Origin of the sequence: Arthrobacter liuii (genome assembly GCF_014639275.1) — a bacterium.
Lineage (GTDB): Bacteria > Actinomycetota > Actinomycetes > Actinomycetales > Micrococcaceae > Arthrobacter > Arthrobacter liuii.
In genome coordinates this window covers 1-26,414 of record NZ_BMFW01000016.1, presented here as the reverse complement: position 1 = coordinate 26,414, position 26,414 = coordinate 1, and the positions used below count along the sequence as shown (strand labels likewise).

The window sequence follows — 26,414 nt, the reverse complement described above, 5'->3', positions numbered from 1 at the left end:
CTGGCTCCCGCCGTCGTACGCCCGCCTCGCGCGTGGGGAATAAAGCATGAAAGTTGAAGGTTCAACAAAGCATGGACTTCGGAATCTTTACCTTTGGCGAGTTGTCACGCAATGCAGCAGGCCAAGCCCTCTCGCCCCGGCAACGGCTGGCGGAGATCATTGAACTGACCAAACTGGCCGACCAGGCAGGCCTTGGTTTCCTGGGCCTGGGCGAGCACCACCGCCACGACTTCGCCCTGTCTGCGCCCGAGATCGTGCTGGCCGCCATTGCACGGGAAACCACCAACCTCCGCCTGAGTACCGCCGTCACCGTGCTTTCCACCCAGGATCCCGTACGCCTGGTCGAGCAGTTCGCCACCCTGGACCTGGTCTCCGGCGGCCGTGCCGAAATCATCGCCGGCAGGGGCGCCTTCATAGAGTCCTACCCACTCTTCGGCTACGACACCGCAGACTACGACGCCCTCTTCGACGAGAAACTGCGCATGCTGCTGGAACTGCGGGACAACGCCCGGCTGGACTGGCGGGGGACGCTGACGCAATCCATCTCGGGCATGGACATCGCCCCGCGGCCGCTGCAGGAGAAACTACCCGTCTGGGTGGGCGTCGGCGGCACTCCGGCAAGCTTCGCCCGGGCGGGGCGGCTGGGCCTGCCGCTCTTCGTCGCGCTGCTCTCCGGACCGGAGCGGTTCCGCCGGCTGGTGGAGCTGTACCGGCACAGTGGTGCCAAAGCCGGGCATGATGCAGCTGCGCTTCAGGTGGGTGCGGGCGGCCACTTCTACGCGGCCCCCACATCACAGCAGGCCCGCGATACGTTCTACCCCTACTACCGGGCGTACTTCGAACAGAACATGCCGCGTCCCGTGGACCACTTCCCGCGTTCCACCTTCGACGACTGGTCCGAGCCCGGCGGCGGCCTCCTGGTGGGAAGCCCGCAGCAGGTGGTGGAGAAACTGCTTGCCATCCACGAGGCGTTGGGCACCAGCCGCTACATGGCCCAGATCGGGCTCGGCGGCATGCCGTTCGCCGAGACGGCCCGGTCCATTGAGCTGCTCGCCACCGAAATCATGCCCGCGGTCAACCGCGAAATCCAGGCCCCCGCGCCCGTCCGGACCTATTAGCACCAACGACACCGAGGAAAAACTCATGCACGCTCCGTTCGCCGAACCCACCGTCGCCTGGCAACACCCCGACGAGCCCGACCGTCCGCTCGTCGTGCTGCTGCACGGCCGCGGATCCGATGAGGCAGGGATCATCGGCCTGGCCGATCACCTTCCTGCCGGACCTTCCTACGCTGCTGTCCGCGCGCCAATTCCGGCAGGGGGCGGGTATGCCTGGTTCGCAAACCGCGGGACCGGGCGGCCTGTGGCCGAGTCCCTGGACCAAACAATGGCCTGGTTCCGGGGTTGGCTTGACCCGCTCGCACCGGCAGGACGGCCTGTGATACTGGTCGGCTTCAGCGGCGGTGCAGCGTTCGCCGGCGGTTTGCTGCTGGCCGATCCCGCACGGTTTGCCGGCACGGTCATTCTCTACGGGACCCTGCCGTTTGAGGCAGGTGTCCCAACGTCACCGGACCGCCTTGCCGGGGCTCCGGTGTTCCTGGCCCATGGTGCAGCCGACACCGTCATCCCGGCCGAGCTGTTGAACCGGACCTGGGACTATCTGCTGGGGGACTCCGGTGCGAGCACCCATGCCCGCAAAGACCCCGGCGGCCACGCCATCACCGCGGCAACCGCCGCCGAGCTGGGGGCGTGGATCACCGAACGGGTTTAGCCTGCGCTTACCCCTCGTCGCAGAGCAGGTGGTACCAGCTGTCGGCGAGCACTTCCAGCGCATGCTCGCGGTTGGGTTCGAGCTTCCGGCGCGTCCAGAGGGTGGCCACGTAGTCGAGCTGCGTGAAGGCCAGGGTGCCGCGGATGTGGTGCGTCTCCGCTGCGAAACGGCCGGCGAGCTGCATGCCGCGGACCATGTCGGAGATGACCTCCTCATGCCAGCCCTCAACCATGGCCCGCACCTCGGGGTCCACTGCGGCGGCCTCGTCCAGCACGTCCAGGTAGGGGCGGAACACCGGCCACAGCACGGCACGGGATTCCAGCCAGGCGAGGATGCCGGCGAGCTTGCCGTCCCGGACCACCGCCACCAAATCGGCGGCGGTGGATGCACTGTCAGGCCCGTCGGCGCGCTCCAGGACTGCGTTCACCCGGGCCATGAAGTCCCGCATCAAATCCGCCCGGGCGGGGTAGTAGGCGTAAAAGGTCACACGGGTGGTTCCGGCTGACGCGGCGATCTCGTCGATCGTGGTTGCGGCGTAGCCCTTTTCGGTAAAAAGCTCCAGCGCCCGTTCCACGATGGTGTCGCGCGTCAGCTGCTTCTGGGCTTCGCGCAGCGATGGCATAGCGTCAATCCTAACGTGGCGTCCGGGCGCTGGAGCCGGTTACTGGAGCCGGGGCCGGCGGCGTCAGGCCGTCACGGGTTCTGCCGGCCTGGCGGCGTGCGCCCCGGTGTTCGCCAGCCGCCGCAACTTGGGGATGGGGATGCGGTAATTGATGGCCGCAGCCGTCCCGGAACCGTCTGCGTGTTCCCACCGCAGCAGTGTGGATCCGGCGTCAGTGCCCTGTTCCCGAAAATCCGGCGCCCCGTGCACCGGCGTGAAGCCCACCGCTTTGAGTGACAGTCCAAAGCCTTCCGTCCAGAAGTAGGGCTGGAATTCCAGCGGCGGCGCGTCATCGCCACGGAGGAGGCCGACGGCGGCGGCCTTGGCCTGGTCGATGGCGCTCGTCCACAGGGGGACGCGGCTTAGCCCCCGCCGGGTTGGGAAGAATGCCACGTCGCCGGCCGCGACGATGTCCGGCCGGACCCGGCCGCGGGAATCGGCCCGCAGGACGCCGCCCGTGAGCAGGCCGGAACCTGCCAGCCATTCGGTATTCGGCACGTCGCCGATCGCGCTGAGGACCAGGTCCGCTGCCAGGACAGTTCCATCAGCCAGCGCCACCTTCGGGGCGGTGCCGGAGTGGATAAGCCGGGCCTTGGGGCCGTTGACGATCCGCAGCCCGTTCGCGCGGGCCGCCGCGGTGAAAATGCCGGACAGGTAGCCACCCAGTTGCCGCACCAGCGGTTCGCCGTCGGTCACGAGGGTGACGTCGCAGCCGCTGTGCAGGCAGCCGGAAGCCACCTCCATTCCGAGCGGGCCGCCGCCCACCACGATGACCGACGGGCGGGCGGCCAGCAGTTCATTCAGCCGGACCGCGTCCTCCAGGGTGCGCAGCGTCAGCTCGCCGGACCCGTCGCCGTCGTCCGTTTCCTGCTTGGACCCGCCGCCCAGCCGCCTGGCACGGGAACCGGAGGCGATGACCAGCCCGTCGTACGGCAGGCCCCCGCCGCCGTCGAGCTTCACAACCCGCGCCTCGGCGTCGAGCCCTGCGGCGCTGGCGCCCAGCAGCTCGGTGGCGCCATGCGTGGGTGCGGGGAGCTCGTGTGCCGCCAGTCCGTCGCCGCCGTGGAGCAGCGCCTTGGACAAGGCAGGGCGGCTGTAGGGGGAGTGGCGCTCGGCACCCACCACGGTCAGCTCGCCGTCGAAGCCCTCCGCCCGCAGGGTGTCGCAGGCGGTCAGGCCGGCGATGCCGTTTCCGACGACGACGATGCGGCGAAGCGTCATGCCGCCACCAGTTTGAGGGCTGCCACAGGGCAGACGCGGACTGCCGCCTTGGCGGCCGCGATGTCCTGTTCCCCGTCGACGTCGGGGGAGTCAATGACCAGCTCGCCGTCGTCGTCGAGGTGCATCAGCGCAGGGGCGGCCTCCTCGCAGAGTCCGTGCCCTTCGCAACGCGGCCGGTCCAGTTCGATCCTCATGCTGCTTCCACCTCCAGTACCTGGAGCTGTTCGAAGCTCCTGGTGATATTGCTCGGAACCCGGTACCCGTCGCCCAAGGTCAGGGACTTCACGCGCCGGGCCAGCGCTTCCACGATGGCGTGGCCTTCAAGCCGCGCCAGACCCTGTCCGGCGCAACCGTGCGGGCCGTAGCCGAAGGACAGGTGATCCACGGGGTTGCGGGTCACATCGAACACGTCGGGGTTGTCATAGTGGCGCGGGTCGCGGTTGCCCGCGCCCAGGAGGATGCCCAGCTGGGCACCTGCCGGAACGGTCACGCCCCCGAGCTCGACGTCCCGTACGGCTGTACGGCCCCAAATGTGCAGCGGAGTCCAGTAGCGGAGCACCTCGGCGAAGGCGGCAGGAACGAGCTCCGGGTTTTCCCGGACCAGTTTCAGCTGCTCCGGGTGGCGGCCGAACAGCGCCACGATGTTGCCGATGGACGCGATGGTGGTGTCGACGCCGGCGCCCAGGTACTGGTGGATGATGTGGCCTGCGGACCCCTGCGGGATGTCCCCGCGTGCCTCGGCGTCGAAGATTCCACGGCCGATGGACCCGGGGGCCAGGTCTTCCGCGGTGACCGAGGAACACCATCCATACAGCTCGCCGGCAATGGGAAAACTTTCCTGGGTGCGGTGGTTCAGCGGGCCGATCACCTGCATGGCCGCCTGGCCCCAGCGCAGCATGTTGTCCTTGACATGGCCGCTGAAGCCGATCAGGTCTGCCACAATGTCCAGCGGAAAGGCCCGGGCCAGGGAATCGATGGCCTCGAACGAACCGGTGGCCACCAGTTCGGCAACCAGCTTGTCCGCCTTCTCGTCAATGGTCACCTTGAGGCCGCGGAGGGCCCGGGGCGTGAGGTTCGCCGACAGGGTGGCCCGCAGCTGGGTGTGCACTGGCGGATCCGAGGCCAGCGAGGTGCCCTGCAGGGCTTCGTTCACCATCGGGTTGAAGCCGAGGGTGGTTGATGAGAACGACGCAGGGTCTGCCAGGACGTCGCGGATGAGGTCGTACCGGGTGACGGCGTAGAGGTCGTTTTTCGGAAGGTGGACCACCCCGCCCAGGTCGCGCAGCGCGGTGTAGGTGGGGTAGGGGTCCACCGTGATGTCGTCATCCCAGATGTCGACGTCGGATTCAATGGGGTTCACAGTTGTCTCCTTGCGGAAGGTGGTTGAGGTTTGGAGGGCGGTGGCGCCCGGGCTGGGCAGGCCGCGGCTTGGTTATGCCTGGACCGCTGCCTCGGCATTGGCTTCGGTGGTCTCCGCGATGGCATCCAGGGTGGGGGCCGAGGAACGGGCGGAGATGAAGAGGGTGAGGATGGCGGAGAGGGTTGCGGCGATACCCGCGGCGAGGTAGACGGCTTGGAAGCCCTGGCCCAGAGAGGTTCCGGCAACGCCCTGGATCTGCTGCTGCGCGGAGCCGAGGGCCTTCGCCATTCCGTCAACGGCCTGGGCGGGAGCTCCACCGGCCGCTGCCTGGCCGGTGAACTGGGCAATGACGCCGTCCCAGCCGGAGAGGAAGCCCAGGGGCGGCACGTTGGACAGCCCCGCGACGGCCTCGGCGGGAAGCCCCACTCCGCCCAGAATCCCGGCGAGGGGTCCGGCGAAGACGGAGGCGCCGATGCCGAAGGCGATGGCCGAGCCGATCACAGGTCCCAGGGCGAAGCCCAGGTCACGCAGCAGGTTGGTGGTGGCCGAGGCCATGCCGATGTGCTGCGGCGGCACGGTGTTGATGGCCACCGCGGTGATGGAGCCGACAGTGAGCGCGAAGCCGATGCCCAGGAGCAACAGCGGCGGAATGAACGCGGTCCAGGGGGTGCCACCGAAGGCTTCCGGCGTGCCCAGTGAAAATGACGAAAGCCAGAAGGCGGAGGCTGCCATGAAGGCGAAGCCGGCCGTGAGCACCCAGCGCGGTGCTGCGTGGTGGATAAGCCAACCCACCACCGGAATGAAAGCGAAAGCCGGGCCTTGGATAAAGACGAACAGCACCCCCACCTTCCATGCTTCGGCCAGTGCCAGGCCGCCGACGGCGACGCTGGTGCTGAAGCAGACGGCCAGGAAAGCGAACATGCCCGTCACGGCCACGACGCCGGTGATGGAGTAGGCGCTGTTCCTGAACAGTGACAGGTGGATGAGTGGCTGTTTGGTGCGTGCCTCGATGACAACGAAGGCAACCAGGAGGGCGGCGCCCAAGACGTAACTTGCGATGACCTCGGCACTGCCGAATCCGGCGTCGACCGCCTGCACGGTGGCGAAGAGCACCGCAATCAGGCCGAGTGCGAGGGTGGCCTGTCCGGGCAGGTCGAGCTTACGGCCCTCCGCGGCAGCGGAATCCTTTGCCTTGATGGCAATCACCAGGACGGCGACGGCGATCGCGGCGGCGATGTAATAGGCAACGCGCCACCCGCTGAAGATGTTGGGGGCGCCCGCCACGGGGCCGGCCACGGTGAAAGCCTGCGACGTCAGGCCCGCCAGCATGGGCGAAATGACCGCCCCGAGCGACAGGAACCCCGCCCAAGTGGCAATGACCCTGGCCCTGGCACGGTGGTCCGGGGTGATCGCAGCGATCATGGAAAGCGAGATCGGGAACAGGATGCCCGCCCCAATGCCGCCCACCGCCTGGGCGGCGATCATCATTTCGGTGTTGACCGCCAGTGCGGCAAGGACGGAGCCTGCCACGCTGACGACGGCTCCGGCGTAGAGCAGCTTCTTTCGGCCGAAAAGATCTCCCAGCAGGCCCCAGCTGAGCTCGAATACGACGATCCCCATCATGAACATGCCGGCAATCCAGGTCAGGCCGGCACCTGAGGTGCGGAATTCGACGGCGAAAGTGCCGTTCAGGGCGCCGGGGAGGGCATTGGTGATTTGCGCCAGGGTCACGGCGCTGTACGCCGCAATGAAGGTGGCCCGTACCGAACCGCGGTTCGGTACGGAGATGCTTTGGGTCATCGACGAAACTCCTTTGTTCCGGTGTGGTGTTTCCAACAGTCTGTAGTGATTTATTACACAGTGTCAAGCAAAATTAATAATGAAAGTTTTCTTGACACCATGTAAAGATTTATGTGATGCTGGCAACACCGCAACGGAGCGAGGGCTCGGCGGGACCTTCAGCAAAAGCCACCCGGATCAAGGGAGAACTTCGTGAGCAATCACATGGCCGTCGATTCCCGCGACGCCCCAACCACCACAGAGCGGAGCACCGTCAACACGGTCCTCGGCCCTGTTTCCGCTTCGGAACTGGGCGTCACCGCCGTTCACGAGGCCTTGTTATCAGTCCTCCCGGGAGCCCAATACGCCCCCGACGTCTCCATGGACCGTTCGGACATCTTCGCCGTGCTCGCCGAAAAGCTCGCCGACTTCCGCCGGCATGGCGGGCAGACGATCGTTGACAGCACAGGCATGTTCCACGGCCGCGACCTCAAGCTCTACGAGGCCCTGTCGCGCTCCACCGGCGTCCACATCATCGCCTCCACGGGCCTCGGGCCGGAAGAGGAACTCGGCGGCTACTTCCTGACGCCCCAAACCAATCCGCCCACCCCCTGGCCTGCCGAAAAGTTCAGCGATCTCTTCGGCAAGGAAGTCACTGAAGGAATGGTGGTGCCCCGGGTGGAGCGCCGCGCTGCTGCCGGCATCGTGGCCACGGCCGCGGACCGGGCGGGCATGACCCCCACCGAGGAAAGCCTCTTCCGCGGCTCGGCCCGGGCCGCGAGGGACACCGGAGCTCCGGTTTCGATCCGCTTCGGCGCCGATGCCCTGCATGACCTGGACATCGTCCTGGACGAGGAGCTCCCGGCGGAGCGGGTGCTCGTTGGCGGCCTTGACCGCATCGACGCTGCCGGCGCTGCAGGCAAGGTGGCCGAACGGGGCGCCTTCGTGGGCATAGACCATGTGGGCCTCAACGACCACCCCGACTACCTCACCGACCACGGACGCGCGGAACTGGTATTGGAGCTCATCGCCGCCGGCCACGCGGACAAGATCATCCTTTCCGGCAATTCCATTGGTGTGGCCAAGGGCCTGCCGGAGTACAACCTGCCCTTCAGCCACGTCCTGGCCACGTTCGTGCCGTTCCTCAAGGCCCGCGGCCTGGGCGATGAGGACGCCCGGCGCATCCTGGTGGATAACCCGCGCAACCTGCTGGCCGTCCGCTGAGCACGCGCCTGCACCCTTACAAACTTGCAACCCCCCAGGTGAACGAATGAGCAGGAAGATTTCATGAGCAAGGTCAACACGGTGCTGGGAACCATCCCGGCCGAAGAACTGGAAATCGTGGCCGTCCACGAACATATCGGCTACGGCATGCCCGGCTCCGAACTGGACACCCGGTGGTGGAAGACGCCCGAACAGGCGTATGGGGAGACAGTGCCGAAACTCCGGAAGTTCCGCGAGTACGGCGGCGGCACCATGGTGGACGCCACCGGCATCTGCAACGGCCGCGACATCGATTACTACAAGTCCCTGTCCCGCAAGACCGGCGTCAACATCGTGGCCTGCACCGGCTTCGTGGGCGGCGACACGGCCCTGCCGCACTTCTCCCGCGCCACCGTGGACTACTTGGCCAAAGTCTTCATCCATGAAATCACCGTGGGTATCGGTGACACGGGGGCCAAGGCCGGCGTCATCAAGGTCGGTGTCAGCCGCGGCGGACACATGACGGACCTGGACAAACGGATCTACCGGGCCGCTGCGCGTGCCGCCGTCGCCACCGGAGCCCCGATCCTTACCCACCTGGCCATCGATCCGGAACCCGCGGTGAGCATCTTCAAGGAAGAGGGCCTGCCGCTGGACCGGGTGCTCTTCGGCCATGCCGACGACGGCCTGAACGCGCCCATCACTCCCCATGACTGGATCTACGGCCAGGGCGGCCGGATCGGGTTCGACACCTTCGGGTACGACCTCGAGCTCCCGGACCCGCCCTTCTGGGGCCGGAAGCGCGCCGAGCGAATGGAGCACTTCGTCAAGCTGGTCAACAAGGGCTACGCGGACAAGCTCCTGGTCTCGGCCGACGCCAACTGCAGCCCGCTGGGCTGGCCGGGCGTGAAAGGCCACACCATCAACTACATCTTCGAGGACATGATCCCCGACATGCGGGCCGCCGGCATCGATGACGCCACCCTGAAGCTCCTCCTCGAAGACAACCCGGCCGACTTCCTGTCACTCCACGCCTGACCGGACAGGCCACCACTCCCTCCCACTTCCCCAGGCCCAGCCCTGGCAAACGAAAGAGACTTATCCAATGAAGGCTGAAGACCTCAAGAACCTCAAGATCGCCATCGTCGGCGCAGGCTACGGCGGCGCTGCCGCGGCCAAGGCGCTGAGCCTGCTCGGTGCAGACGTCAAGGTCTATGAGCAGGCTCCCCAGATGGGAGAGGTCGGCGCCGGCATCGGCCTGCGTCCGGCCACCATGGCCCGGTTCCGCCAGTGGGGGATCTTCGACACGATCGCCAGCGTCAGCTCCGCAAGCGACTACTTCGAGATCCTCACAGCCGCCGGCGACCCGATCATGAAGGATACCTGGCCGGAATTCGGCGAAGAGAAGCACACCTACCTCATCCACCGCCGCGACTTCATTGAGGCCCTCCTGGGCGTCCTCCCCGAGGGCATGGTGCAGCTGGGCCACCGGCTGGAGTCCATCGAAGACAAGGGCGGCCGCTCACTCCTTGTCTTCTCGAATGGCGGGACCGCCGAGGCCGACCTGGTGGTGGGCGCCGACGGCATCAAGTCCTCAGTGCGCGGGCAGCTCTTCAGCGCCAAGGGCCCGGTGTTCTCCGGTGAGCACGCCTACCGTGTGGTGATCTCCGCCGACGACGCCCACGGCATGGTGACCGACGACAACCTGCGCATGTACATCGGCAAAGGCACCAAGGTGTACCTGCTGCCGCTGCGCCACCGCAACCAGATGTCCTTCGACATTACCGCCCTGAACCCGGACGGCACGTGGGCGCCGGCCATCACCAAGGAAGACCTCCTGAAGACGGTGGAAGGCTTCGACGAGCGGATCGTGGACATCGCCCGCGGCCTGGACATGGACAGCGTGAATGTCCGCGCCGTCTACGACATCGACCCCGTGGATACCTGGCACACCGACTCGGTGGTGCTGATGGGCGACGCCGCCCACTCGATGCTCCACCACCAGGGCCAGGGCGCCAACTCAGCCATTGAAGACGCGGGGGCGCTCGCCGACGCCCTGGCGGAAGCAGGCTCGGTCAAGGAGGCGCTGGTCCTGTTCCAGGCCACCCGCAAGCCGGTCACCGACGAACTGCAGCGCATCTCCCGGCAGGGCTGGAGCGAGGAAGAAGTCAACGATGTCTTCCCGGGCCAGAAGCCCAAACCCCAGAAGCCAGCATCCCGAAAGCCCGCATCGCAGCCCGCAGAACCAGTAAAGGCCTGATCCATGACCATCCACCCCGAGATTGCCAAGGTCCTCAGCACCCTCCCTGCCCCTGACGGCGCGCCGCTGGATCCAGCAGCCATGCGTGCCGGCGAAGCAGCCCACGTCCCGCCCGCCGATCAGCGACTGCCGCTTCACGCCGTCGACGATGCCACGGCGGTGACGCCGGCCGGCGAGGTTCCCGTCCGTATCTACACGCCGGCAGAGGCGGAATCGTATGGACTGTTGGTGTACTTCCATGGTGGGGCCTTCTTCCTGGGCAGCCTGGACACCCACGACCACGTGGCCCGCTCACTGGCCAAGGAAACGGGCTGCAAGGTCATTTCGGTGGGCTACCGGCTGGCACCGGAAGCCGCCTTCCCGGGCGGGCTTGAGGACTGCTACGGCGTGGTCCGATGGGCCGCTGAGCAGGGGAGGAGCCTGGGCTGGGATGGGAGAATCCTGGCCATCGCGGGCGACAGCTCGGGCGGCACCTTCGCGGCCGCCGTCGCGGCCAAGGCCCACGACGACGGCTTTGACCGGATCACCCACCAGATCCTGTTCTACCCCTCCCTGGACCTGGACTTCGATGAGGACCGCTACCCGTCCATGCGCGAAAACGCAGAAGGGTACGGGCTGGAAACGGCGGGGCTGAGGCCGTTCAACGCCTTCTACCTGGAGAGCGGAGCCGAGCCCACCCACCCGCTCGTTTCGCCGATCAAGCGCAACGACCTCAGCGGCCTCCCTGCAGCCCTGGTCATCACCGCCGAGCACGACCCCCTGCGGGACGAAGGCGAACTGTACGGACGCAGGCTGTACGAGGCCGGCGTCGCCGTCACCATCAGCCGTTATGACGGAGCCAACCACGGCTTCGTGCAGAACTTCTCCTGGATCCCGGAGTTCTACCGGGCGTTCGAAGAGACGGCCGACTTCCTGAACGGTGCAGCGGTCAACCCGGGGGCGCGGCCATGACGGTTGCTGTCCACCCTTTGGTGTCCCCCTGGGGCCGGTTTGGCCTGTACAGCTTCTACATCGACGCTCCGGAACCGGCGATTGTGGATACGGGCATCGCCTCCTCGCCCGCGGAGGGCATGGTGCCGGCGCTGGAAGCCATCGGCCGCCGGATCGAGGATGTCCGTTGGATCCTGCTGACCCACGGGCACATCGACCACGTCGGCGGCGCTCACGCCCTGTGGGAGCTCACCGGGCGGCGCGCACGGGTGGTCATCCACGAAGCTGATGCACCTCTTCTCCGCTCACGCCGGGCCCACGTGGAGGAGTACCTTTCCGGCCGGGGGCAGTATCTGCACGATTCCAAGGGCGAAGAGAAACAGGTGGCGGCAGCGAACGCCGTTATCTCGGGGGAAATGGAGCCGTCTTTGCTGGTCCGCGGCGGTGAGACCCTCCCGCTTGGAGGCGGCGTGACGGTGTCGGTCCACTCTATTCCGGGCCACACACCGGGCTCGGTGGCCTACGTCATTGACGGCCAACACGATGCCTTCGTCGGCGACGCTGTCCAGGTGCACGGTGCTGCCAACGGTTTCCCTGGCTATGTGGACCCGGACGGCTACCGCACCAGCCTGGAGTACGTTCGCGACAAGGTCCGCCCGCGGCGCCTGTACCTGGGGCACCCGTACCGCCGCGCCGACGGCACGCCGTACGGGGTGGAGTTGGACGCAACCCAAGCCAGTGAAGCCCTCACGGAAAGCCTGGATCTCGAGTCCCGCGTCAACTGTGCGGCGTGCGGCTGCCTGGCCGCGGGATTGGAGCACACGGACTCGGTGTACTCGCCATTCGCGCCCGTCGCCGCAGACCTTAACTACGACGGCGATCCCAGCCTTGAGCCTTCGCCGTTCTTCACCACAATGAACGGCTACCGCACGCAGTTCACCAGCACGTCATCGCAGAGGAGCGTTCAGAATCATGCCTGAGTATCAAACGGTCGACGCCGGCGGGCAGAAGATTGCCATCCGAAAGGACCTGCGCGTCCCCATGCGGGACGGTGTTGAGCTTGCGGCCGACGCCTACCAGGGCATGGATGACAAGCCGCGCCCTGCGCTGGTGGCCTTAAGTCCTTACGGGAAGGAACTGCAGGCGCTGGCCCTGACCACCCCGCCGCAGCGCCGGCCCAGCCCCATGTGGGATGGCTGCATCGAGGCCGGTGACATCGCCAGGATCGTCCAGGAAGAGTATGTCCACGTCATCGGCGATCTGCGCGGTTCCGGGCACTCGGGCGGCGAGCATATCGGCAACTACAACGCCGGCGGGGTCTCCCTGGGGCAGGACGCCTACGACTTCATCGAATGGGTCGCCGAGCAGCCGTGGTGCGACGGCAACGTGGGCATGGTGGGTATCTCCTACTTCGGGTCCATGCAGGTCCTCGCCGCCGCCGAACGGCCTCCCCACCTGAAGGCGATCTTCGTCTCCGGCGGCCACTACGACTTCTACGAGACCACCTACCACGGCGGTGTCATGTGGTTCATGCCCCGGGCGGCCCGCGAGGGCAGGGGAGGGGACTCGGGCTGGGCCTTCACCGACCGGGTGAAGTCCCGCATGATCGAGAAGTTCGCCCCGGACGAACTCAAGGACCTGGTGGCCAAACGGCTTCAGGACCCGGACGTCGCCGCGTGGCCCAACCTGGTCCACGTCCTGAACTACCCCACGAACCACGAGGCCTGGTTCGACATCGTCATGAATGAAGTCGACGGCGACTGGTACGAGGAGCGCAACCCCGTCGCCTTGGCCCCCAACATCGACATCCCGGTCTGGCTGCAACTGGACCAGGGCCGCGGCTGGACGCTGGACGGCACCATCGAGCTGTTCAACGCGCTCAAGGGCCCGAAGAAGTTGGACATCGGCCCCTACCCGCCCATGCAGTCCCGGCCCTTCATCGAAGAACACGACAAGATGTTCCGCTGGTACGACTACTGGATCAAGGGCATCGACAACGGTGTGATGGACGAACCCGCTGTCAGCGTCTTCGTGGAAGGCTCCCGCGAGGTGGTTACCGCGCAGGCATGGCCGCCCAAGGACGTCGACTACCGGGCCCTGTACCTGCGGCCACGCCACAAGCTCTCCAGCCAGCCTGAGCTGATGGGATCCGAATATGCCGCGCCTGACGGTTTCTACCAGGCCCCGCTGACGGTCACCGACAAGGTGCAGATCATCAGCTGGAGCACGGAGACGTTCGAAGAGCCCATCGAAATGATCGGCACCGGCGCGGCGCACATCTTCGCGGAGATCGACCAGCCGGACACCAACTTCATCCTCCGGCTCTGGGACACCGCGCCCAACGGGAAGCGGCAGCTCATCACCACCGGCTACCTCAAGGCCTCGCATCGGGAACTGGACGAACGCACCACCGAAGGCAGCCCCTACCACCCGCACACGCGGGCAGTTCCCGTGGAACCGGGAAAGATCGAGGAGTACGTGGTCCGGCTCTACCCCTTCGCCAACACCTTCAACCCCGGACACCGCCTGACCGTGGAGCTCTCCAACGGCGAGCCGCTGGCCGATGAGCACAACTCGCTGCTCCCGCCGGATGCGTTCCACCTCCCGGTGGGACGGCCCGTCACCCACAAGATCTACCGGGACGCACACCACCAGTCCCGGCTGGTCCTGCCGTTCACCTCGGGCGGATCGAGCCTGCACCCCTAAACCGGTGCGGGACCTGTGGACTCCCGGACGGTCAGGTGGGTGGGCATGACGGCGAGCTGCCGGCTGGCGCTTCCCGAGAGCGGGTTGAGCTGGGCCAACAGCATGGACACCGCCACCCTGCCCGCCTGTTCGATGGGACTCGAGATGGTGGTCAGCGGAGGATTGCAGAAGTCCGCGCCGAAAATGTCATCGGATCCGATGATGCTCATATCCGCAGGCACCCGGATGCCACGGGCCTGCAGGCGCTGGAGCATGCCGATTGCCAGCAGGTCGTTGAAGACGATGCACGCTGTTGCACCCGTCCGGACCGCAGCGTCTGCGGCGGCGGCCCCCGACGTCGTCTTGGGGGTGTAGGGGCCGATTCGGTGCACTTCCATGCCGCGCTTGGTCGCGTCCTCCTCAAAGACTTTCCAGCGCAACTGGTTGGACCAGGAGGTGGGCGGTCCTGCCACGTAGCAGACTTTGTGGTGGCCCAGCGACGCCAGATGCTCCAGGGCCTGGATGATGGCGGACGGCGTGTCGATCATCACCGTGGGGGCGCTGGTGGAGGCCCTGTTGAAGGTCACCAGAGCCTGCGACTGCGAGACCTCAGCCAGCTGGGCATCCGTCAGGCGGGAGGCGGCGAGGATGAAGCCGTCGGCGGACTTGCGCATTTTATGGAGTGCGTCCAGTTCCATCTCGCTGGACTCCTCGGTATCGACCAGGAGCTGCGTGACCCCTGCGGCCTTGAGCTGATGCTGGGTGCCGCGGATGATGTCGAAGTAGAACGGGTTGGTGATGTCAGGCACCAGCACGGCCACGGCGTTCGTCCGGCCCGAGCTAAGGCCGCGCGCCTGGGAGCTCGGCACGTAGTTGAGTTCCGCTGCAGCCTCTTCAATCCGCACGCGCGTCCGGGGATTCACCCGGTCCGGCCGGGAGAGGGCCCTGGACACCGTGGACGTCGCAACGCCGGCGAGTTCCGCCACGTCCCGGATGGTGGGCGGACGGTCCCGGCGGGCACTCGCGTCTGCGGCACCCCGTGTTGCGGCTTCCATCGATGGATTAGCCATAGTTGCCGACCTTTCCTCGCTGGCTGGAAGAACCCGCTACCGGCGGTGTTCCGCCTGCGTGCCCTTGACTTTGGATTCTCCAATAAGACCACTCATGGCAACTTTTGGCAACCGCTTGCCGCACGCTTTCCGATTTCCTAGACTGGCTCTCGAGTCGCCTGCAGTGATTTCCGCCACAGGACGGATGTGGCCATGTGGGTGTCCTAGAGGAGAAAAACAATGAGGTTTAAATCGACTACTGGGCTTGCGGCGATTGTCACGGCTGCAGCGCTCGCCCTGACCGGCTGCGGATCGAGTTCCGGGGGCGGAGGTTCCACAAACGCAGACGGCAAGGTGGACGGCACGGGCAAGACCCTCAACGTCCTGGTGGGCGTTCTCAGCCAATACCCGGAGCAGCAGAAGCAGTGGCAGAGCGACATCGCCGCCAAGTTCAAGGCTGAAACCGGGGCCGACGTGAAGTTTGAAACCTTCGCTTCGGCCAATGATGAGCTCACCCGTATCCAGACCTCCGTGGTCTCAGGCCAGGGCCCCGACATCTACGGGCTGGGCACCACGTTCACTCCTACGGCCTACGCCACCAAGGCTTTTGTCACCCTCTCCGATGACGACTGGAAGAAAGTGGGCGGGAAAGACCGCTTCAACCAGGCCGCCCTGGGCATCTCCGGTCCGGACAAGGACCACCTGGCAGGCATTCCCTTCGTCAGCCGCCCGTTCGTGATGGCCTACAACAAGGACCTGCTGGCGGCGGCTGGGATCGACAAGCCGGCCACCAGCTGGGATGAGCTTGCCGCCCAGGCCAAGAAGATGACCAAGGACGGCACCTACGGCATCGCCACCGGCTACAAGGACAACTACGATCCCTGGAAGTTCATCTGGGCCATGTCCGTCCAGGCAGGGAACCCGCTGGTTGACGGCAACAAGTTGAAGATGGACGATCCCACGGTCAAGAAGGCCTACGAAACGTACTTCGGCTGGCTGACCAACGACAAGGTCGTTGACCCCGCCTCAGTGGGCTGGAGCAACAGCAACGCCGTGGCCGCCTTCGCCAGCGGCAAGGCCGGCTACCTGATGATGACAACGTCCAGCTCCATCCCCACCCTGGACAAGTCGGCCATTGCCGGCAAGTACGAATACACCCTGATGCCCACCATCGCGCCGGGTGAGACGCAGTCCAAGTCCGACGGCGACGCCGCCAGCATCCTCTCGGGTGACAACCTGGTGGTCGCCGACTACTCGAAGCAGAAGGACCTCGCCTTCGCGTACATCAAGCTGATCACGTCCAAGGACGAGCAGCTGAACTACCAGAAGATCTTCGGTGACCTTCCGGCCAACGCCGAAGCACTTGCTGCCTTGATCGACGCCAAGCTCAAGCCGCTGGCTGACGCCGCCGCCAAGTCCAAGGCCACTCCGTTCACCGGCGCATGGGGCGACATCCAGCTCGGCCTCCTCAACGTCACCGTTCAGTCCGTGCCGGACCTTGCCGCTGGCAAGGTGGACGAATCCGCCCTCGATTCAAGGATCAAGGACGCCCAAAGCAAGGGCCAGGCTTCCCTGGACCGGGCCTCAAAAGGATAAGTACCGATGTCAACCGACACCCCTCATGAAGTCCGGCCTGCGGCGGAGTCCGCTGCAGGCCGGGCGCCCCGGAACACCAATACCACCGGGCACCTGCCCGGGCGCAAGGACGGTCCGCGCCGCAAGGGCATGAGCGAAAGGAACCGGCCGCTCTGGATGCTCATCCCCGGTGGGGTCCTGATGATCATCATCATCGTGGTACCCCTGCTGTTGGGCATCTACATGTCCACCCTCAACCTTGACCAGTACACCCTGCGCAAATGGGTCAGTGCGCCGTTCATCGGACTGGATAACTTCGTTGAGGCCGTCACCAACTCGCCCCTGCTGCACGCTGTCTGGCTGAGTGTCAGCTACTCACTGCTCGCCATGGTGGTGACGCTGCCCCTTGGCATCGCGGCGGCAGTGGCAACGCAGAACGCCTTCAAGGGACGCGCCGTCATCCGGTCGATCTTCCTGATCCCGTATGTCCTCCCTTCCTTCGTGGTGGCAACGGTCTGGCGGACCATGCTCCAGCCGGGGGGAATCGTGGACGAGGCCCTGGGGACGGTGGGAATCCACGTTGGGCTTTGGCTCAACGGCCCGCAGACATTCTGGACGCTGGTACTGGTCCAGATCTGGGCTTCCTGGCCGTTCATCTACCTGCTGGCACTGTCCGGCCTGCAGTCCGTCGACCACGAGGTCCATGAAGCCTCAGCCCTCGATGGCGCGCTGTGGTGGAACAAACTTCGCTACGTTGTTTTCCCTTACCTGAAAGGCCCGCTGGCCCTCGCCTTCCTGATCGGCATGCTGCACCACATCAACAACTTCACCCTCCCGTACGTGCTGTTCGGCGTACCGGCGCCGGCCGACGTCGAGGTCCTTCCCATCCTGACCTACGTCACCAGCTTCCAGAGCTTCCGCTTTGGCCTGAGCGCTGCCATGGCCTTCATTTCCCTGGTGCTCATTGCCATCCCGCTGTTCGTCTACCTGCGTGCCGTCAAGCTTGACGACGCCGAAACACCAGGAGCCAAGAAATGAGCACCACGACAGCCAGCCGGCAGGGTGCGGCCACCTTCAACGTCGACCGCCCAGGCTCACACCGCCAGCATGAGGTGCTGCGGCTTCTTCCGGGCCCCCTGCTGATCTTCATCCTGGTCTTCCTGGGCGCCCTGGTCCTGATCCCGGTGCTGTACATCTTCCTGGCTTCGGTCAACTCGGACATTGGGGTGGCCAACGGTGAATTCTGGCCGTCCTCAGTCACGTTCGAGAACTACTCGAAGATCTGGACCAGCGTGGGCCTGGCAACCGGCCTCACCAACAGCGTCCTGGTGGCCGGATCAACGGCAGTCGTATCCGCAGCGCTGTCCATATCCACCGCGTTCGTGCTGGTCCGCTACACCTTCCGTGGAAGGCTGACCATCCTCCGCGGGCTGCTGGCGCTCCAGTCCGTCCCCGGGACCCTGATGGTCCTGCCGGTCTTCGTCCTGTTTTCCTCTGCCTCGACCTACCTGGGCATCCAGGTCATCGGTACGCAGTGGGGCCTGTTCGTGACCTACCTGACCTTCGCCATGCCGTTCTCCACCTGGGTGATGGTCACCTATCTCCGCGGGCTTCCCAAGGAGCTCGAGGAGGCAGCCCGGATCGACGGCGCCTCCAACCTCGGCGTCCTGTTCCGGATCGTCCTGCCCCTCAGCTGGCCCGGCATTGTTGTCTCCGGCATCTTCGCCTTCCTGCTCGGCTGGAATGACGTGCTGTTCGCCTCGGTGATGACCCGTCCGGAAAGCCAGACCGCCGCCGTCGCCCTTCAAATCTTTGGTGCGTCGCAGGAAGGCGGCGCCATCCCTTACTACGGCCAGATGATGGCCGCAGCCCTGGTGTGCGCCGCGCCGGTGGTCATTCTCTACCTGATTTTCCAGCGTTACCTAGTAGGCGGGCTGACCGCCGGAGGAGTTAAATAACCATGGTTTCGACCACCCAGGTCACGTGGCAGCTGTCAGGCTTCGGCGACGAGATCGACGACGACCCCGCAGTGCAGATAGCAGTGCTGCAGGCACTCGGCGCCAACCACATCGAAGTCCGCAGCGCATGGGGCACCAACATCGTGGACCTGAGCGACGAACAGCTCCAGGCCCTCGCCACCCTGCTGTCAGAAAAGGGCATGAAGGTCTCGGCGATCGCATCCCCCATCGGCAAGGTGGATGTCAGCCTCCCTGTGGAGCACGAAGTGGAACGGCTTCGCCGGGCAGCCAATGCCGCCAAAGTCCTTGACGCCAAGTACATCCGCATCTTCTCCTTCTACTATGGCGAGGGGGTCCAGGTGGAAAGCATCCGCGACGCCGTCATCGAGCGGATGCGGGCGCTGGCCGATGTGGCTGAGGAAGCCGGCATGATCCTGCTGCACGAGAACGAGAAGGACATTTTCGGTGACGTCCCCGACCGCGTCCTGGACATCATCGAATCGGTCAACTCGCCGGCACTGAAGGTGGCCTGGGATGCCGCCAACTTCGTCCAGGTGGGCGTCAAACCCTTTGACGAGGGATACGCGAAGCTTCGCCCGCACCTTGAGTACCTGCAGGTCAAGGACGCACTTTTCGCCAATGGACACGTGATGCCGGCCGGTGAAGGCGACGGCGACGTGCTCCGCACCGTGGAGGCCCTAAAAGCCGATGGGTATGAAGGCTTCGCCTCCCTGGAGCCGCACCTGGCGGGCGCCCACGGCCTGGGCGGGTTCTCCGGGCCCGCCGCCTTCGGTATCGCAGCCCGCGCCTTCGCAAAAGTCACCGCAGAAGCAGGAGTCCAGACAGCATGAGCACCCTTAACGTAGCCATCACCGGATGCGGCGTCATTGGCCGCACCCACGCCGTTGCCCTTCGTGAATTTCCGGAAGTCCGCATTGTGGCGCTCGTTGATGCCATTCCCGCGGCGGCCGAAGCACTCGCCGATTTCATTGAGCAGCAAGGCGGTGATCGGCCGGCGTTGTACACCACCCAGGCGGAGGCGTTCGCTGCCCAGGACATCCATCTCGTGGCATTGGCCACCCCGAGTGGCCTCCACATCCAGCAAAGCCTGGAAGTCCTGGCTGCCGGCAAGCACGTGGTGATCGAAAAGCCCCTCGACGTGGACCTCACGCGGGCCCAGGAAATCGAAACCGCAGCAAAAGAAGCCGCGGGCAAGGGCATCGTGGCCTCAGTCATCAGCCAGCACCGGTTCGACCAGTCCAGCGTCGCGGTGGCCCGCGCCATTGCCGACGGCCGTTTCGGCAGGCTGACCTCCGCCATCGCTTCCGTTGCCTGGTGGCGCAGCCAGGGCTACTACGATTCGGGTGATTGGCGCGGCACCTGGGCCATGGACGGGGGAGGCGCACTGATGAACCAGGGCGTCCACACCGTGGACCTCCTCCTGTGGTTTATGGGGCGCCCCGTGGAAATCCACGCGCACACCGCCCGGCTCGCGCACGAACGGATCGAGGTGGAGGACACGGCAGTGGCCACCGTCACCTTCGAGAACGGCGGACTGGCAGTCCTGCACGCAACCACCGCCGCCTACCCCGGGCTTACCGTGCGCGTGCAGCTGATGGGATCGGAAGGTTCGGCCGTGGTGGACAACGACCGCCTGCAGTACTTCCACAGCGGCGACGCCGGCGGCGAGTCCGCGGACATGGGCCTCCAGGGTGGGGGCAACCAGGCGGAACAGGAACTGGCCAAATACCCGGAGGAGGACTACAAGGCGGCCGATCCCACCGTCTACCCCGCCGGCCACGTGCGGCAGTACCGTGACATCCTGGCCGCCATCGCCGGCGGCAGGCAGGCAGGCGTGACCGTCAGCGACGCCGTCAACGCCCTTGCCGCGGTACGCTCCGTCTACGTTTCAGCCACCCTCGGCCAGCCCGTCCTCTTCGAGGACGTCCTGGCGGGCAAGTACAACGACCTTGAAGTCCGCACTGGCAACACTGCGGCAGAAAGCGCCTGAGGCTATGAAGTTTTCAGTATTTACGGCATCGACCCCCGAATGGGCCCCTGAAGAAGCAGTCCAGCACCTCGCCGAACAGGGCTGGGACGGCATCGAATGGCGCATCACCGACCAGGCCGACGCTGCCGAGCCGGGCTTCTGGGCCGGCAACAAGGCCACCATCCCGCTCACCGGAATGGAAGACCACCTGGACCGGATCGCCACCATCACCACGGACGCCGGCCTGGAGTTTTCCGGCATCGGCGGCTACGCCCGGTGCGACAACCATGCCGATGTGGACCGGATGCTGGCAGCCACCGCCAAACTGGGTGCGGGAAAGGTCCGGGTGACAACACCTCCCTTGGGAACCGCGGCATGGGGAAATGAACCGGCAAGCGGCACACCGTACCCCGAACTCTTTGCCAATGCCCGCCGTGACTTCGAGTGGATCGCCGAACGGGCCGCTCACTACGGGGTGAAAGCCCTCGTGGAATTACACCACCGCACCATCACTGCATCCGCATCATCGGCGCTGCGGCTCCTGGACGGCCTGGACCCCCGTCACGTGGGCGTCATCCATGACCTCGGCAACCTGCTGATCGAAGGACAGGAGGACTACCTCCCCGCATTCGAGCTCCTGGGTGACTACCTGGCGCACGTCCATGTGAAAAACGCCGTCTGGGTCAACAGCGGTGAAACAGACGAGTCCGGCGCCGCGGTCTACCGGAACGAGTGGGCGCCGCTGCGTTCGGGCCAGGGCAGCGTACTGGAGTACTTCAAGGCGCTCGCCGCCTTCGGCTATGACGGATGGGTAACCGTGGAGGACTTCTCCACAGACCTCCCACTGGCTCAGCGGACGGCGGACAACCTTGACTATCTTCGCTCCACGGCCGCCCTGGCCGGGCTCCGGGTCGCCGCAGGGAGGCGTTGAGCCATGGGACACCCCATAGCGGACCACCCGGACCGGCTCCTGCCGGCCGATCCCGGCGTCCGTGACATAGCCCGCTCACTCTTCTCCCGGGTGGAAGGCCTGCCCATCATCTCCCCGCATGGGCACGTCGACGCTGCGGTCATCGAACAGAACACACCGTTCCCGGACCCGGCCGCGCTCCTGGTCACCCCTGACCATTACGTCACCCGCCTGATCCACGCCGGCGGAGTAACCATGGACCAGCTTGGCCTGGGCGGCGTGCCCGCTGATTCACGGCAGGTGTGGCGCCATTTCTGTGAGGCGTGGCCCGCCTTCGAGGGAACGGCCTCCGGGTACTGGATCCGGCAGGAGTTCGCCCATGTGTTTGGCCTTGAAGGGGAACCATCCGCCCAGAACGCGGACCAGCTCTACGATGCCCTGCAGGCCAAGCTCTCGGAGCCCGGTTTCCGGCCGCGCGAGCTGTTCAAGGAGTTCAACATCGAGGTGCTCGCCACCACCGACGACCCCCTCGACTCCCTCGACTCCCACGCCGCGCTGCAGGCCGATCCCGCGTTCGCGGGCCGCGTGGTGCCCACCTTCCGGCCGGACCAGTACCTGAACATGGCACATCCGACCTGGCAGCACAATGTGGAGCGGCTGATCGGTGCCGCCGGGGAGGGCGCGTCAGGCTACACGGGATACATGAAGGCGCTTGAGGCACGCCGGCGCCACTTCGTGGAGCGCGGCGCCGTGTCGGCTGACCACGGCGTGTTCACACCGGCCACCTTGAAACTGGACGACGGCGAGGCGGAGCGGCTTTTCGAGCGCGGCAGGGCGGGCCAAGCCAGTGCACAGGACAGGGACGCCTTCGAAGCCCACATGATGTACCAGATGGCCCGAATGTCGGTGGAAGACGGCCTGGTCATGACCATCCACCCGGGCTCCTTCCGCAACCACCATGCGCCCACGTTCGAAGCGTTTGGGGCGGATACCGGCCACGACATCCCGGTGGCAGTGAACTACACCGAGGCTATCCGGCCGCTGTTGCAGGACTTCGGCACGGCAAAGGACTTCCACCTGGTCCTGTTCACGCTGGACGAGACCGTGTTCTCCAGGGAATTGGCCCCGCTGGCCGGCTTCTACCCCTCGGTTTACCTCGGCGCGCCCTGGTGGTTCCTCGACGCGCCGGATGCCATGCTGCGCTTCCGGTCCGCGGTGACCGAGACGGCTGGATTTTCGCGGTCCTCCGGCTTCATCGACGACACCCGCGCATTCTGCTCCATCCCGGCGCGGCACGATACGTCGCGGCGGATCGAGGCGTCCTTCCTGGCCCGGCTCGTGGCGGAGCACAGGCTTACCGAGGAACGGGCACAGGAACTCATCGTTGACATCGTGGACGCATCACCCCGGAGAGTGTTCAAGCTGTGAGTGCCCAATTCCAGACACCGCCGTCCGCAACATCGCCTGCCGCAGACCTTCCGCGGCTGAACCGGCAGCTCCGTCCTGTCCCCAAAGCCCCGGTGCGAATAGTCCACCTGGGACTGGGTGCCTTCCACCGGTCGCACCAGGCCTGGTACACCCAGCAGGCATCCGACTCGGCAGACTGGGGCATCGCGGCCTTTACCGGCCGGCGCCCGGATGCCGCGGTTGCCCTTGCTGAGCAGGACGGGCTCTACACGCTGGTGGAACGTGCGGATGGGGGCGACTCCTTTGCTGTGGTCGGCAGCATCGTGGAAGCTGTGGACGGAGCGGACCTGGGCCGGCTGACCGCCCTGGTGGCCGCGCCGGAAACTGCCCTGGTCACGCTGACCATCACCGAGGCCGCCTACGGTTTGGGTGCGGACGGCAAGCTGGACATCAGCGCGCCCGACGTCGCCGCCGACCTTGCGCTGCTGGGTTCAGGCAGCGCGCAGCCGGCTACGCCGCTGGGACGGCTGGTGCTTGCGCTCGCAGCGCGCCGGGATGCCGGCTCGGGGCCGATCGCCGTCGTCTGCTGCGACAACCTGTCCAACAACGGCACTGTGGCCCGGCAGGGGGTTGCAGGGTTTGCAAAGGCCTGGGATCCCGGGTTCGCCGCCTGGATTGACGGCAACGTCAGCTTTGTCAGCACGTCCGTGGACCGCATCACACCGCGGACCACGGACGAGGATCTCGCGGCCGTACGGGAAGCCTGCGGCTACCGGGACAATTCGCCAGTAGTGACCGAACCCTTCTCCAGCTGGGTGCTCAGCGGGGACTTCCCCGCGGGGCGTCCGCGCTGGGAGGACGCCGGTGCACTGTTCGTCGGGGACATCGAACCGTATGAAAACCGGAAGTTGTGGCTGCTCAACGGCGCACACTCACTCTTGGCCTACGCGGGCCAGCTGAGGGGTCACAAAACCGTGGCCGAGGCCTTGGTGGACCCGGAGTGCAGGCGTGCCGTGGAAGCTTTCTGGGACGAAGCAGAAGCCAACCTTCCCCAGGCCGCTGGGCTGCAGATCCCCGAATACCGTGCTGCTCTCGCAGCCCGCTTCAGCAATGCCAGGATCGCCCACAACCTGGCCCAAATCGCCATGGATGGCAGTACCAAACTGCGCATGCGTGCCGTTCCGGTGCTGAAGGCTGAACGTGCGGCCGGCAGGACGGGTGCAGCGGCCGCCCTGATGATCGCGGCCTGGATGGACTACAGTGCCACCGCTGCATCCTTCCAGGACCCGTTGGCTGAGGACGTGGCCGCAGCCAACCGGCTGGAAGGAATTGAACGCATCAAGGCACTGCTGGCAGTCATTGACCCTGTCCTGGCCGGCGACGCCAGCGTGGTCCGGCTGGTGGAGGGCCTGTGCGGGACGGAAGCGGGCTATCCAGCTTCCCTGTAGTGCTCCCATCGAAAGGCTGCCCGGCGCACACGTGCGGGGCAGCCTTTTTGATGAGGCTTTTATGCAACTTTTGGCAACCGGTTGCCGTTCGATTGCCATTTTGGTTAGGATTACAGCCAGAGCAATAGCCCGGCGCTCCGCCGGCCCCAATTCTTTTTCTGCCACAACCGCAATGACGCGATAGGACTTCCAGATGCTCAAACAGCAAGCCAGTGAAACGCGCGAACCCGCCACGAAACAGCTGAGCAAACTGACAATCGTCGGCTACGGCGCCGGGGATCTTGCCAACAACCTTGCGTTCACGCTTTCCACCACGTACCTCCTGCTGTACTACACGGACGTAGCAGGCATTTCAGCGGCAGCAGCGGGCACGCTCTTCCTCCTGGTCCGCTTCTTCGATGCCTTCGCCGATGTCTTCGCGGGCAGGATCGTGGACCGCACGTTCCACAGGAAGCTGGGCAAATTCCGTCCCTTCATCCTCTTCGGTGGACTTCCGCTGCTGATCATGAGCGCCCTGACGTTCTCCGTCCCGGCGGACTGGAGCCACGACGGAAAGCTCGCCTACGCCTACCTGACCTACGCCGGCCTGGGCCTGGCATACTCCATGGTCAACATCCCTTACGGTTCCCTTGCAGGTGCCATGACACAGCAGCCGGCCGAACGCGCCAAGCTGGGCGCTGCCCGCTCGTGCGGGTCGCTCATCGTTGGCTCAGGCCTGCTGTTCTTCATCACGCCCCTCACCAAGCAGGGTGCCGCGCAGTTGCAGCCACTCTTCACCACACTGACCATCACTTTCGTGGTGGTGGGCATGGCGCTTTACCTGATGACAGTGTTCACCACCCGCGAAGTGGTCCACCGCGAAGTCCCCAAGGTGACGTTCAAGCAGTCACTGGCCACGCTCAAGGGCAACCGTCCACTGCTGATGCTCTGCATGTCCTCCCTGCTGATGCTGACCGCCAGCACCGGGCTGTCCACCATCCAGGTCTACTACCTGCGCGATGTGCTGCAGAACGTCAGCCTCGCCCAGCCCATGGCCGTGATCAACGTGGTCCTGGCCGTCGTCGTTATCGTCCTCACCCCTGCCATGGTGCGCCGATGGGGCAAGAAAGCCCTGTATCTGATGGCAGGTGGCCTGGTGATGCTCGGTTCGCTGATGGTCATGCTTACCCCGCACTCATTGACCTACCTGGCATTCACCGGACTCGTGGTCAGCCTCCTTGGCGTCCAGATGATGAATATCGTGGTCTGGGCGCTGGAAGCCGACACGGTGGAATACGGCGAAGCGCGCACCGGTGTCCGAACCGAAGGCATCATCTACTCGCTGTTCTCCTTCACCCGCAAGATGGGCCAGGCCCTGGGCGGAGCCGTCATGGCCTACGCAATCGCCAGTGCGGGATACGTCCGTTCCGAGACCGGCCAAAGCGATGCCACCATCCAGGGGCTGCAGCTGGCCGCCGGACTCGTGCCCCTGGTGCTGTGCGCGCTGGGTATGGCTATCATGCGTTTCTACAAGCTCACCGACATTGCCCACGCGGAGATCGTCGCGGAAATCAAGGCCCGCCAGGCCGTAAGCGCGTCCGAACACAGCCAGGCGGCCGTCCACGTAGAAGGCCGCTGAGCACCAACAAATATTCAGTCCCCCACCATCCCCACCCCTGCGACCCGCCGTCTTCGAAAGGACCAGCTGNGGTCCGGTGACGATGGCGGCCATCGCGGCGGTGGATATGGCGTTGTGGGATATCAAGGGCAAGGTTGCGGGTCTTCCGGTGTACCAGTTGCTCGGTGGTGCGTCGCGGAACGGGCTGCGGGCGTATGGGCACGCGTCGGGTTCGGACCTGGAGTCGCTGTTCGATTCGGTGCGTGAGCACCTGGACCTGGGCTATAAGTCGATCCGGATCCAGACCGCGGTCCCGGGGATCAAGGCCGTGTATGGGGTGGCGGCGCAGGCCCAGTCGTCGGGGGAGCGGTATGACTACGAACCTGCCGGCCGGGGTGCGTTCCCGCAGGAGGAGGACTGGGATACCCGGGCCTACCTGCGGCATCTGCCCACGGTGTTTGAGGCGGTCCGGAACGAGTTCGGTCCGGAGATCCCGTTGCTGCACGATGGGCATCACCGGATGACGCCGATCCAGGCGGCGAAGCTTGGTAAGGCGTTGGAGCCGTATGACTTGTTCTGGTTGGAGGACTGCACGCCGGCGGAGAATCAGG

Annotated in this window: 23 protein-coding genes and 1 pseudogene; 18 read left to right on the top strand and 6 right to left on the bottom strand. The window is 65.6% G+C overall.

Features of this window, described 5'->3' with window-relative positions; translation table 11 throughout:
• Positions 1-71 precede the first annotated feature (71 nt).
• Together IEW19_RS14930 and IEW19_RS14925 are read left to right on the top strand one after the other, a co-directional pair.
• A complete protein-coding gene (locus IEW19_RS14930; RefSeq protein ID WP_188572405.1) occupies positions 72-1,118 on the top strand; it encodes an LLM class flavin-dependent oxidoreductase in 1,047 nt (348 codons plus the stop codon).
• A gap of 25 nt (positions 1,119-1,143) precedes the next feature.
• Positions 1,144-1,770, top strand: coding sequence for an alpha/beta hydrolase (locus IEW19_RS14925; protein WP_188572404.1), 627 nt, complete (start codon positions 1,144-1,146; stop codon positions 1,768-1,770).
• 7 nt (positions 1,771-1,777) lie between these two features.
• Here the strand turns inward: IEW19_RS14925 and IEW19_RS14920 are convergent, their stop codons facing one another.
• The 5 genes from IEW19_RS14920 to IEW19_RS14900 all read right to left on the bottom strand — a co-directional run bounded on the left by IEW19_RS14920 (position 1,778) and on the right by IEW19_RS14900 (position 6,812).
• Complete coding sequence (locus IEW19_RS14920) at positions 1,778-2,392, bottom strand: TetR/AcrR family transcriptional regulator (RefSeq protein WP_188572403.1); 615 nt, start codon at positions 2,390-2,392, stop codon at positions 1,778-1,780.
• A 63-nt stretch (positions 2,393-2,455) separates the two neighbouring features.
• A complete protein-coding gene (locus IEW19_RS14915; protein WP_188572402.1) occupies positions 2,456-3,652 on the bottom strand; it encodes an NAD(P)/FAD-dependent oxidoreductase in 1,197 nt (398 codons plus the stop codon).
• Positions 3,649-3,846, bottom strand: coding sequence for a ferredoxin (locus IEW19_RS14910; RefSeq protein WP_188572401.1), 198 nt, complete (start codon positions 3,844-3,846; stop codon positions 3,649-3,651). Before IEW19_RS14910 ends, IEW19_RS14915 begins: the two co-directional genes overlap by 4 nt.
• Positions 3,843-5,012: a cytochrome P450 gene (locus IEW19_RS14905; protein ID WP_188572400.1), complete on the bottom strand. Its 1,170-nt coding sequence runs from the start codon at positions 5,010-5,012 to the stop codon at positions 3,843-3,845. Before IEW19_RS14905 ends, IEW19_RS14910 begins: the two co-directional genes overlap by 4 nt.
• A gap of 72 nt (positions 5,013-5,084) precedes the next feature.
• The gene (locus IEW19_RS14900) at positions 5,085-6,812 is read right to left on the bottom strand and encodes an MFS transporter (protein WP_188572399.1); all 1,728 of its coding nucleotides are present in this window, start codon (positions 6,810-6,812) and stop codon (positions 5,085-5,087) included.
• Between the two features lie 192 nt (positions 6,813-7,004).
• Between IEW19_RS14900 and IEW19_RS14895 the strand changes: the two genes are divergently transcribed.
• The 6 genes from IEW19_RS14895 to IEW19_RS14870 all read left to right on the top strand — a co-directional run bounded on the left by IEW19_RS14895 (position 7,005) and on the right by IEW19_RS14870 (position 13,890).
• Entirely contained in the window at positions 7,005-8,015 is a 1,011-nt protein-coding gene (locus tag IEW19_RS14895; RefSeq protein ID WP_229748497.1) for a phosphotriesterase family protein, read from the top strand.
• A 63-nt stretch (positions 8,016-8,078) separates the two neighbouring features.
• Positions 8,079-9,032, top strand: a complete 954-nt coding sequence (locus tag IEW19_RS14890) for a phosphotriesterase family protein (RefSeq protein ID WP_188572398.1) — start codon at positions 8,079-8,081, stop codon at positions 9,030-9,032.
• A 67-nt stretch (positions 9,033-9,099) separates the two neighbouring features.
• Positions 9,100-10,254, top strand: a complete 1,155-nt coding sequence (locus IEW19_RS14885; protein ID WP_188572397.1) for an FAD-dependent monooxygenase — start codon at positions 9,100-9,102, stop codon at positions 10,252-10,254.
• A gap of 3 nt (positions 10,255-10,257) precedes the next feature.
• Positions 10,258-11,205 carry an alpha/beta hydrolase gene (locus tag IEW19_RS14880; protein WP_188572396.1) on the top strand — a complete coding sequence of 316 codons (948 nt, stop codon included), beginning with the start codon at positions 10,258-10,260 and terminating at the stop codon, positions 11,203-11,205.
• Positions 11,202-12,164, top strand: coding sequence for an MBL fold metallo-hydrolase (locus tag IEW19_RS14875; RefSeq protein ID WP_188572395.1), 963 nt, complete (start codon positions 11,202-11,204; stop codon positions 12,162-12,164). Before IEW19_RS14880 ends, IEW19_RS14875 begins: the two co-directional genes overlap by 4 nt.
• Positions 12,157-13,890, top strand: a complete 1,734-nt coding sequence (locus tag IEW19_RS14870; protein ID WP_188572394.1) for a CocE/NonD family hydrolase — start codon at positions 12,157-12,159, stop codon at positions 13,888-13,890. The genes IEW19_RS14875 and IEW19_RS14870 overlap by 8 nt, the downstream gene beginning before the upstream one ends.
• Here the strand turns inward: IEW19_RS14870 and IEW19_RS14865 are convergent.
• Positions 13,887-14,924 carry a LacI family DNA-binding transcriptional regulator gene (locus tag IEW19_RS14865; RefSeq protein ID WP_188572449.1) on the bottom strand — a complete coding sequence of 346 codons (1,038 nt, stop codon included), beginning with the start codon at positions 14,922-14,924 and terminating at the stop codon, positions 13,887-13,889. The genes IEW19_RS14870 and IEW19_RS14865 overlap by 4 nt on opposite strands.
• Before the next feature lie 234 nt (positions 14,925-15,158).
• Here IEW19_RS14865 and IEW19_RS14860 point away from each other — a divergent pair, with 234 nt between their 5' ends.
• The 10 genes and pseudogenes from IEW19_RS14860 to IEW19_RS14815 all read left to right on the top strand — a co-directional run.
• Entirely contained in the window at positions 15,159-16,514 is a 1,356-nt protein-coding gene (locus IEW19_RS14860) for an ABC transporter substrate-binding protein (protein WP_188572393.1), read from the top strand.
• Positions 16,515-16,520: 6 nt separating this feature from the next.
• Entirely contained in the window at positions 16,521-17,531 is a 1,011-nt protein-coding gene (locus IEW19_RS14855) for a carbohydrate ABC transporter permease (RefSeq protein WP_188572392.1), read from the top strand.
• A complete protein-coding gene (locus IEW19_RS14850; protein ID WP_188572391.1) occupies positions 17,528-18,451 on the top strand; it encodes a carbohydrate ABC transporter permease in 924 nt (307 codons plus the stop codon). The genes IEW19_RS14855 and IEW19_RS14850 overlap by 4 nt, the downstream gene beginning before the upstream one ends.
• 2 nt (positions 18,452-18,453) lie before the next feature.
• Entirely contained in the window at positions 18,454-19,302 is an 849-nt protein-coding gene (locus IEW19_RS14845; RefSeq protein WP_188572390.1) for a sugar phosphate isomerase/epimerase family protein, read from the top strand.
• Entirely contained in the window at positions 19,299-20,462 is a 1,164-nt protein-coding gene (locus tag IEW19_RS14840; RefSeq protein ID WP_188572389.1) for a Gfo/Idh/MocA family protein, read from the top strand. The genes IEW19_RS14845 and IEW19_RS14840 overlap by 4 nt, the downstream gene beginning before the upstream one ends.
• A gap of 4 nt (positions 20,463-20,466) precedes the next feature.
• A complete protein-coding gene (locus IEW19_RS14835; protein WP_188572388.1) occupies positions 20,467-21,372 on the top strand; it encodes a sugar phosphate isomerase/epimerase family protein in 906 nt (301 codons plus the stop codon).
• Between the two features lie 3 nt (positions 21,373-21,375).
• Positions 21,376-22,779, top strand: a complete 1,404-nt coding sequence (gene uxaC / locus IEW19_RS14830) for a glucuronate isomerase (protein WP_188572387.1) — start codon at positions 21,376-21,378, stop codon at positions 22,777-22,779.
• On the top strand, positions 22,776-24,206 hold the full coding sequence (locus tag IEW19_RS14825; protein ID WP_188572386.1) for a mannitol dehydrogenase family protein: 1,431 nt from the start codon (positions 22,776-22,778) through the stop codon (positions 24,204-24,206). Before uxaC ends, IEW19_RS14825 begins: the two co-directional genes overlap by 4 nt.
• Positions 24,207-24,399: 193 nt before the next feature.
• The gene (uidB, locus tag IEW19_RS14820) at positions 24,400-25,824 is read left to right on the top strand and encodes a glucuronide transporter (RefSeq protein ID WP_188572385.1); all 1,425 of its coding nucleotides are present in this window, start codon (positions 24,400-24,402) and stop codon (positions 25,822-25,824) included.
• A gap of 70 nt (positions 25,825-25,894) precedes the next feature.
• Positions 25,895-26,414: pseudogene (locus IEW19_RS14815) on the top strand (enolase C-terminal domain-like protein); the annotation flags it as partial.

What these genes read in the sequence shown, in the direction of transcription:
- IEW19_RS14865 (WP_188572449.1), bottom strand. Translation starts at nt 14,924, where the DNA reads ATGGAAGCCGCAACACGGGGTGCCGCAGACGCGAGTGCCCGCCGGGAC.
- IEW19_RS14890 (WP_188572398.1), top strand. Translation starts at nt 8,079, where the DNA reads ATGAGCAAGGTCAACACGGTGCTGGGAACCATCCCGGCCGAAGAACTG.
- uxaC (WP_188572387.1), top strand. Translation starts at nt 21,376, where the DNA reads ATGGGACACCCCATAGCGGACCACCCGGACCGGCTCCTGCCGGCCGAT.
- IEW19_RS14930 (WP_188572405.1), top strand. Translation starts at nt 72, where the DNA reads ATGGACTTCGGAATCTTTACCTTTGGCGAGTTGTCACGCAATGCAGCA.
- IEW19_RS14860 (WP_188572393.1), top strand. Translation starts at nt 15,159, where the DNA reads ATGAGGTTTAAATCGACTACTGGGCTTGCGGCGATTGTCACGGCTGCA.
- IEW19_RS14885 (WP_188572397.1), top strand. Translation starts at nt 9,100, where the DNA reads ATGAAGGCTGAAGACCTCAAGAACCTCAAGATCGCCATCGTCGGCGCA.
- IEW19_RS14900 (WP_188572399.1), bottom strand. Translation starts at nt 6,812, where the DNA reads ATGACCCAAAGCATCTCCGTACCGAACCGCGGTTCGGTACGGGCCACC.
- IEW19_RS14875 (WP_188572395.1), top strand. Translation starts at nt 11,202, where the DNA reads ATGACGGTTGCTGTCCACCCTTTGGTGTCCCCCTGGGGCCGGTTTGGC.
- IEW19_RS14915 (WP_188572402.1), bottom strand. Translation starts at nt 3,652, where the DNA reads ATGACGCTTCGCCGCATCGTCGTCGTCGGAAACGGCATCGCCGGCCTG.
- IEW19_RS14840 (WP_188572389.1), top strand. Translation starts at nt 19,299, where the DNA reads ATGAGCACCCTTAACGTAGCCATCACCGGATGCGGCGTCATTGGCCGC.
- IEW19_RS14920 (WP_188572403.1), bottom strand. Translation starts at nt 2,392, where the DNA reads ATGCCATCGCTGCGCGAAGCCCAGAAGCAGCTGACGCGCGACACCATC.
- IEW19_RS14880 (WP_188572396.1), top strand. Translation starts at nt 10,258, where the DNA reads ATGACCATCCACCCCGAGATTGCCAAGGTCCTCAGCACCCTCCCTGCC.
- IEW19_RS14845 (WP_188572390.1), top strand. Translation starts at nt 18,454, where the DNA reads ATGGTTTCGACCACCCAGGTCACGTGGCAGCTGTCAGGCTTCGGCGAC.
- IEW19_RS14910 (WP_188572401.1), bottom strand. Translation starts at nt 3,846, where the DNA reads ATGAGGATCGAACTGGACCGGCCGCGTTGCGAAGGGCACGGACTCTGC.
- IEW19_RS14850 (WP_188572391.1), top strand. Translation starts at nt 17,528, where the DNA reads ATGAGCACCACGACAGCCAGCCGGCAGGGTGCGGCCACCTTCAACGTC.
- uidB (WP_188572385.1), top strand. Translation starts at nt 24,400, where the DNA reads ATGCTCAAACAGCAAGCCAGTGAAACGCGCGAACCCGCCACGAAACAG.
- IEW19_RS14855 (WP_188572392.1), top strand. Translation starts at nt 16,521, where the DNA reads ATGTCAACCGACACCCCTCATGAAGTCCGGCCTGCGGCGGAGTCCGCT.
- IEW19_RS14870 (WP_188572394.1), top strand. Translation starts at nt 12,157, where the DNA reads ATGCCTGAGTATCAAACGGTCGACGCCGGCGGGCAGAAGATTGCCATC.
- IEW19_RS14925 (WP_188572404.1), top strand. Translation starts at nt 1,144, where the DNA reads ATGCACGCTCCGTTCGCCGAACCCACCGTCGCCTGGCAACACCCCGAC.
- IEW19_RS14835 (WP_188572388.1), top strand. Translation starts at nt 20,467, where the DNA reads ATGAAGTTTTCAGTATTTACGGCATCGACCCCCGAATGGGCCCCTGAA.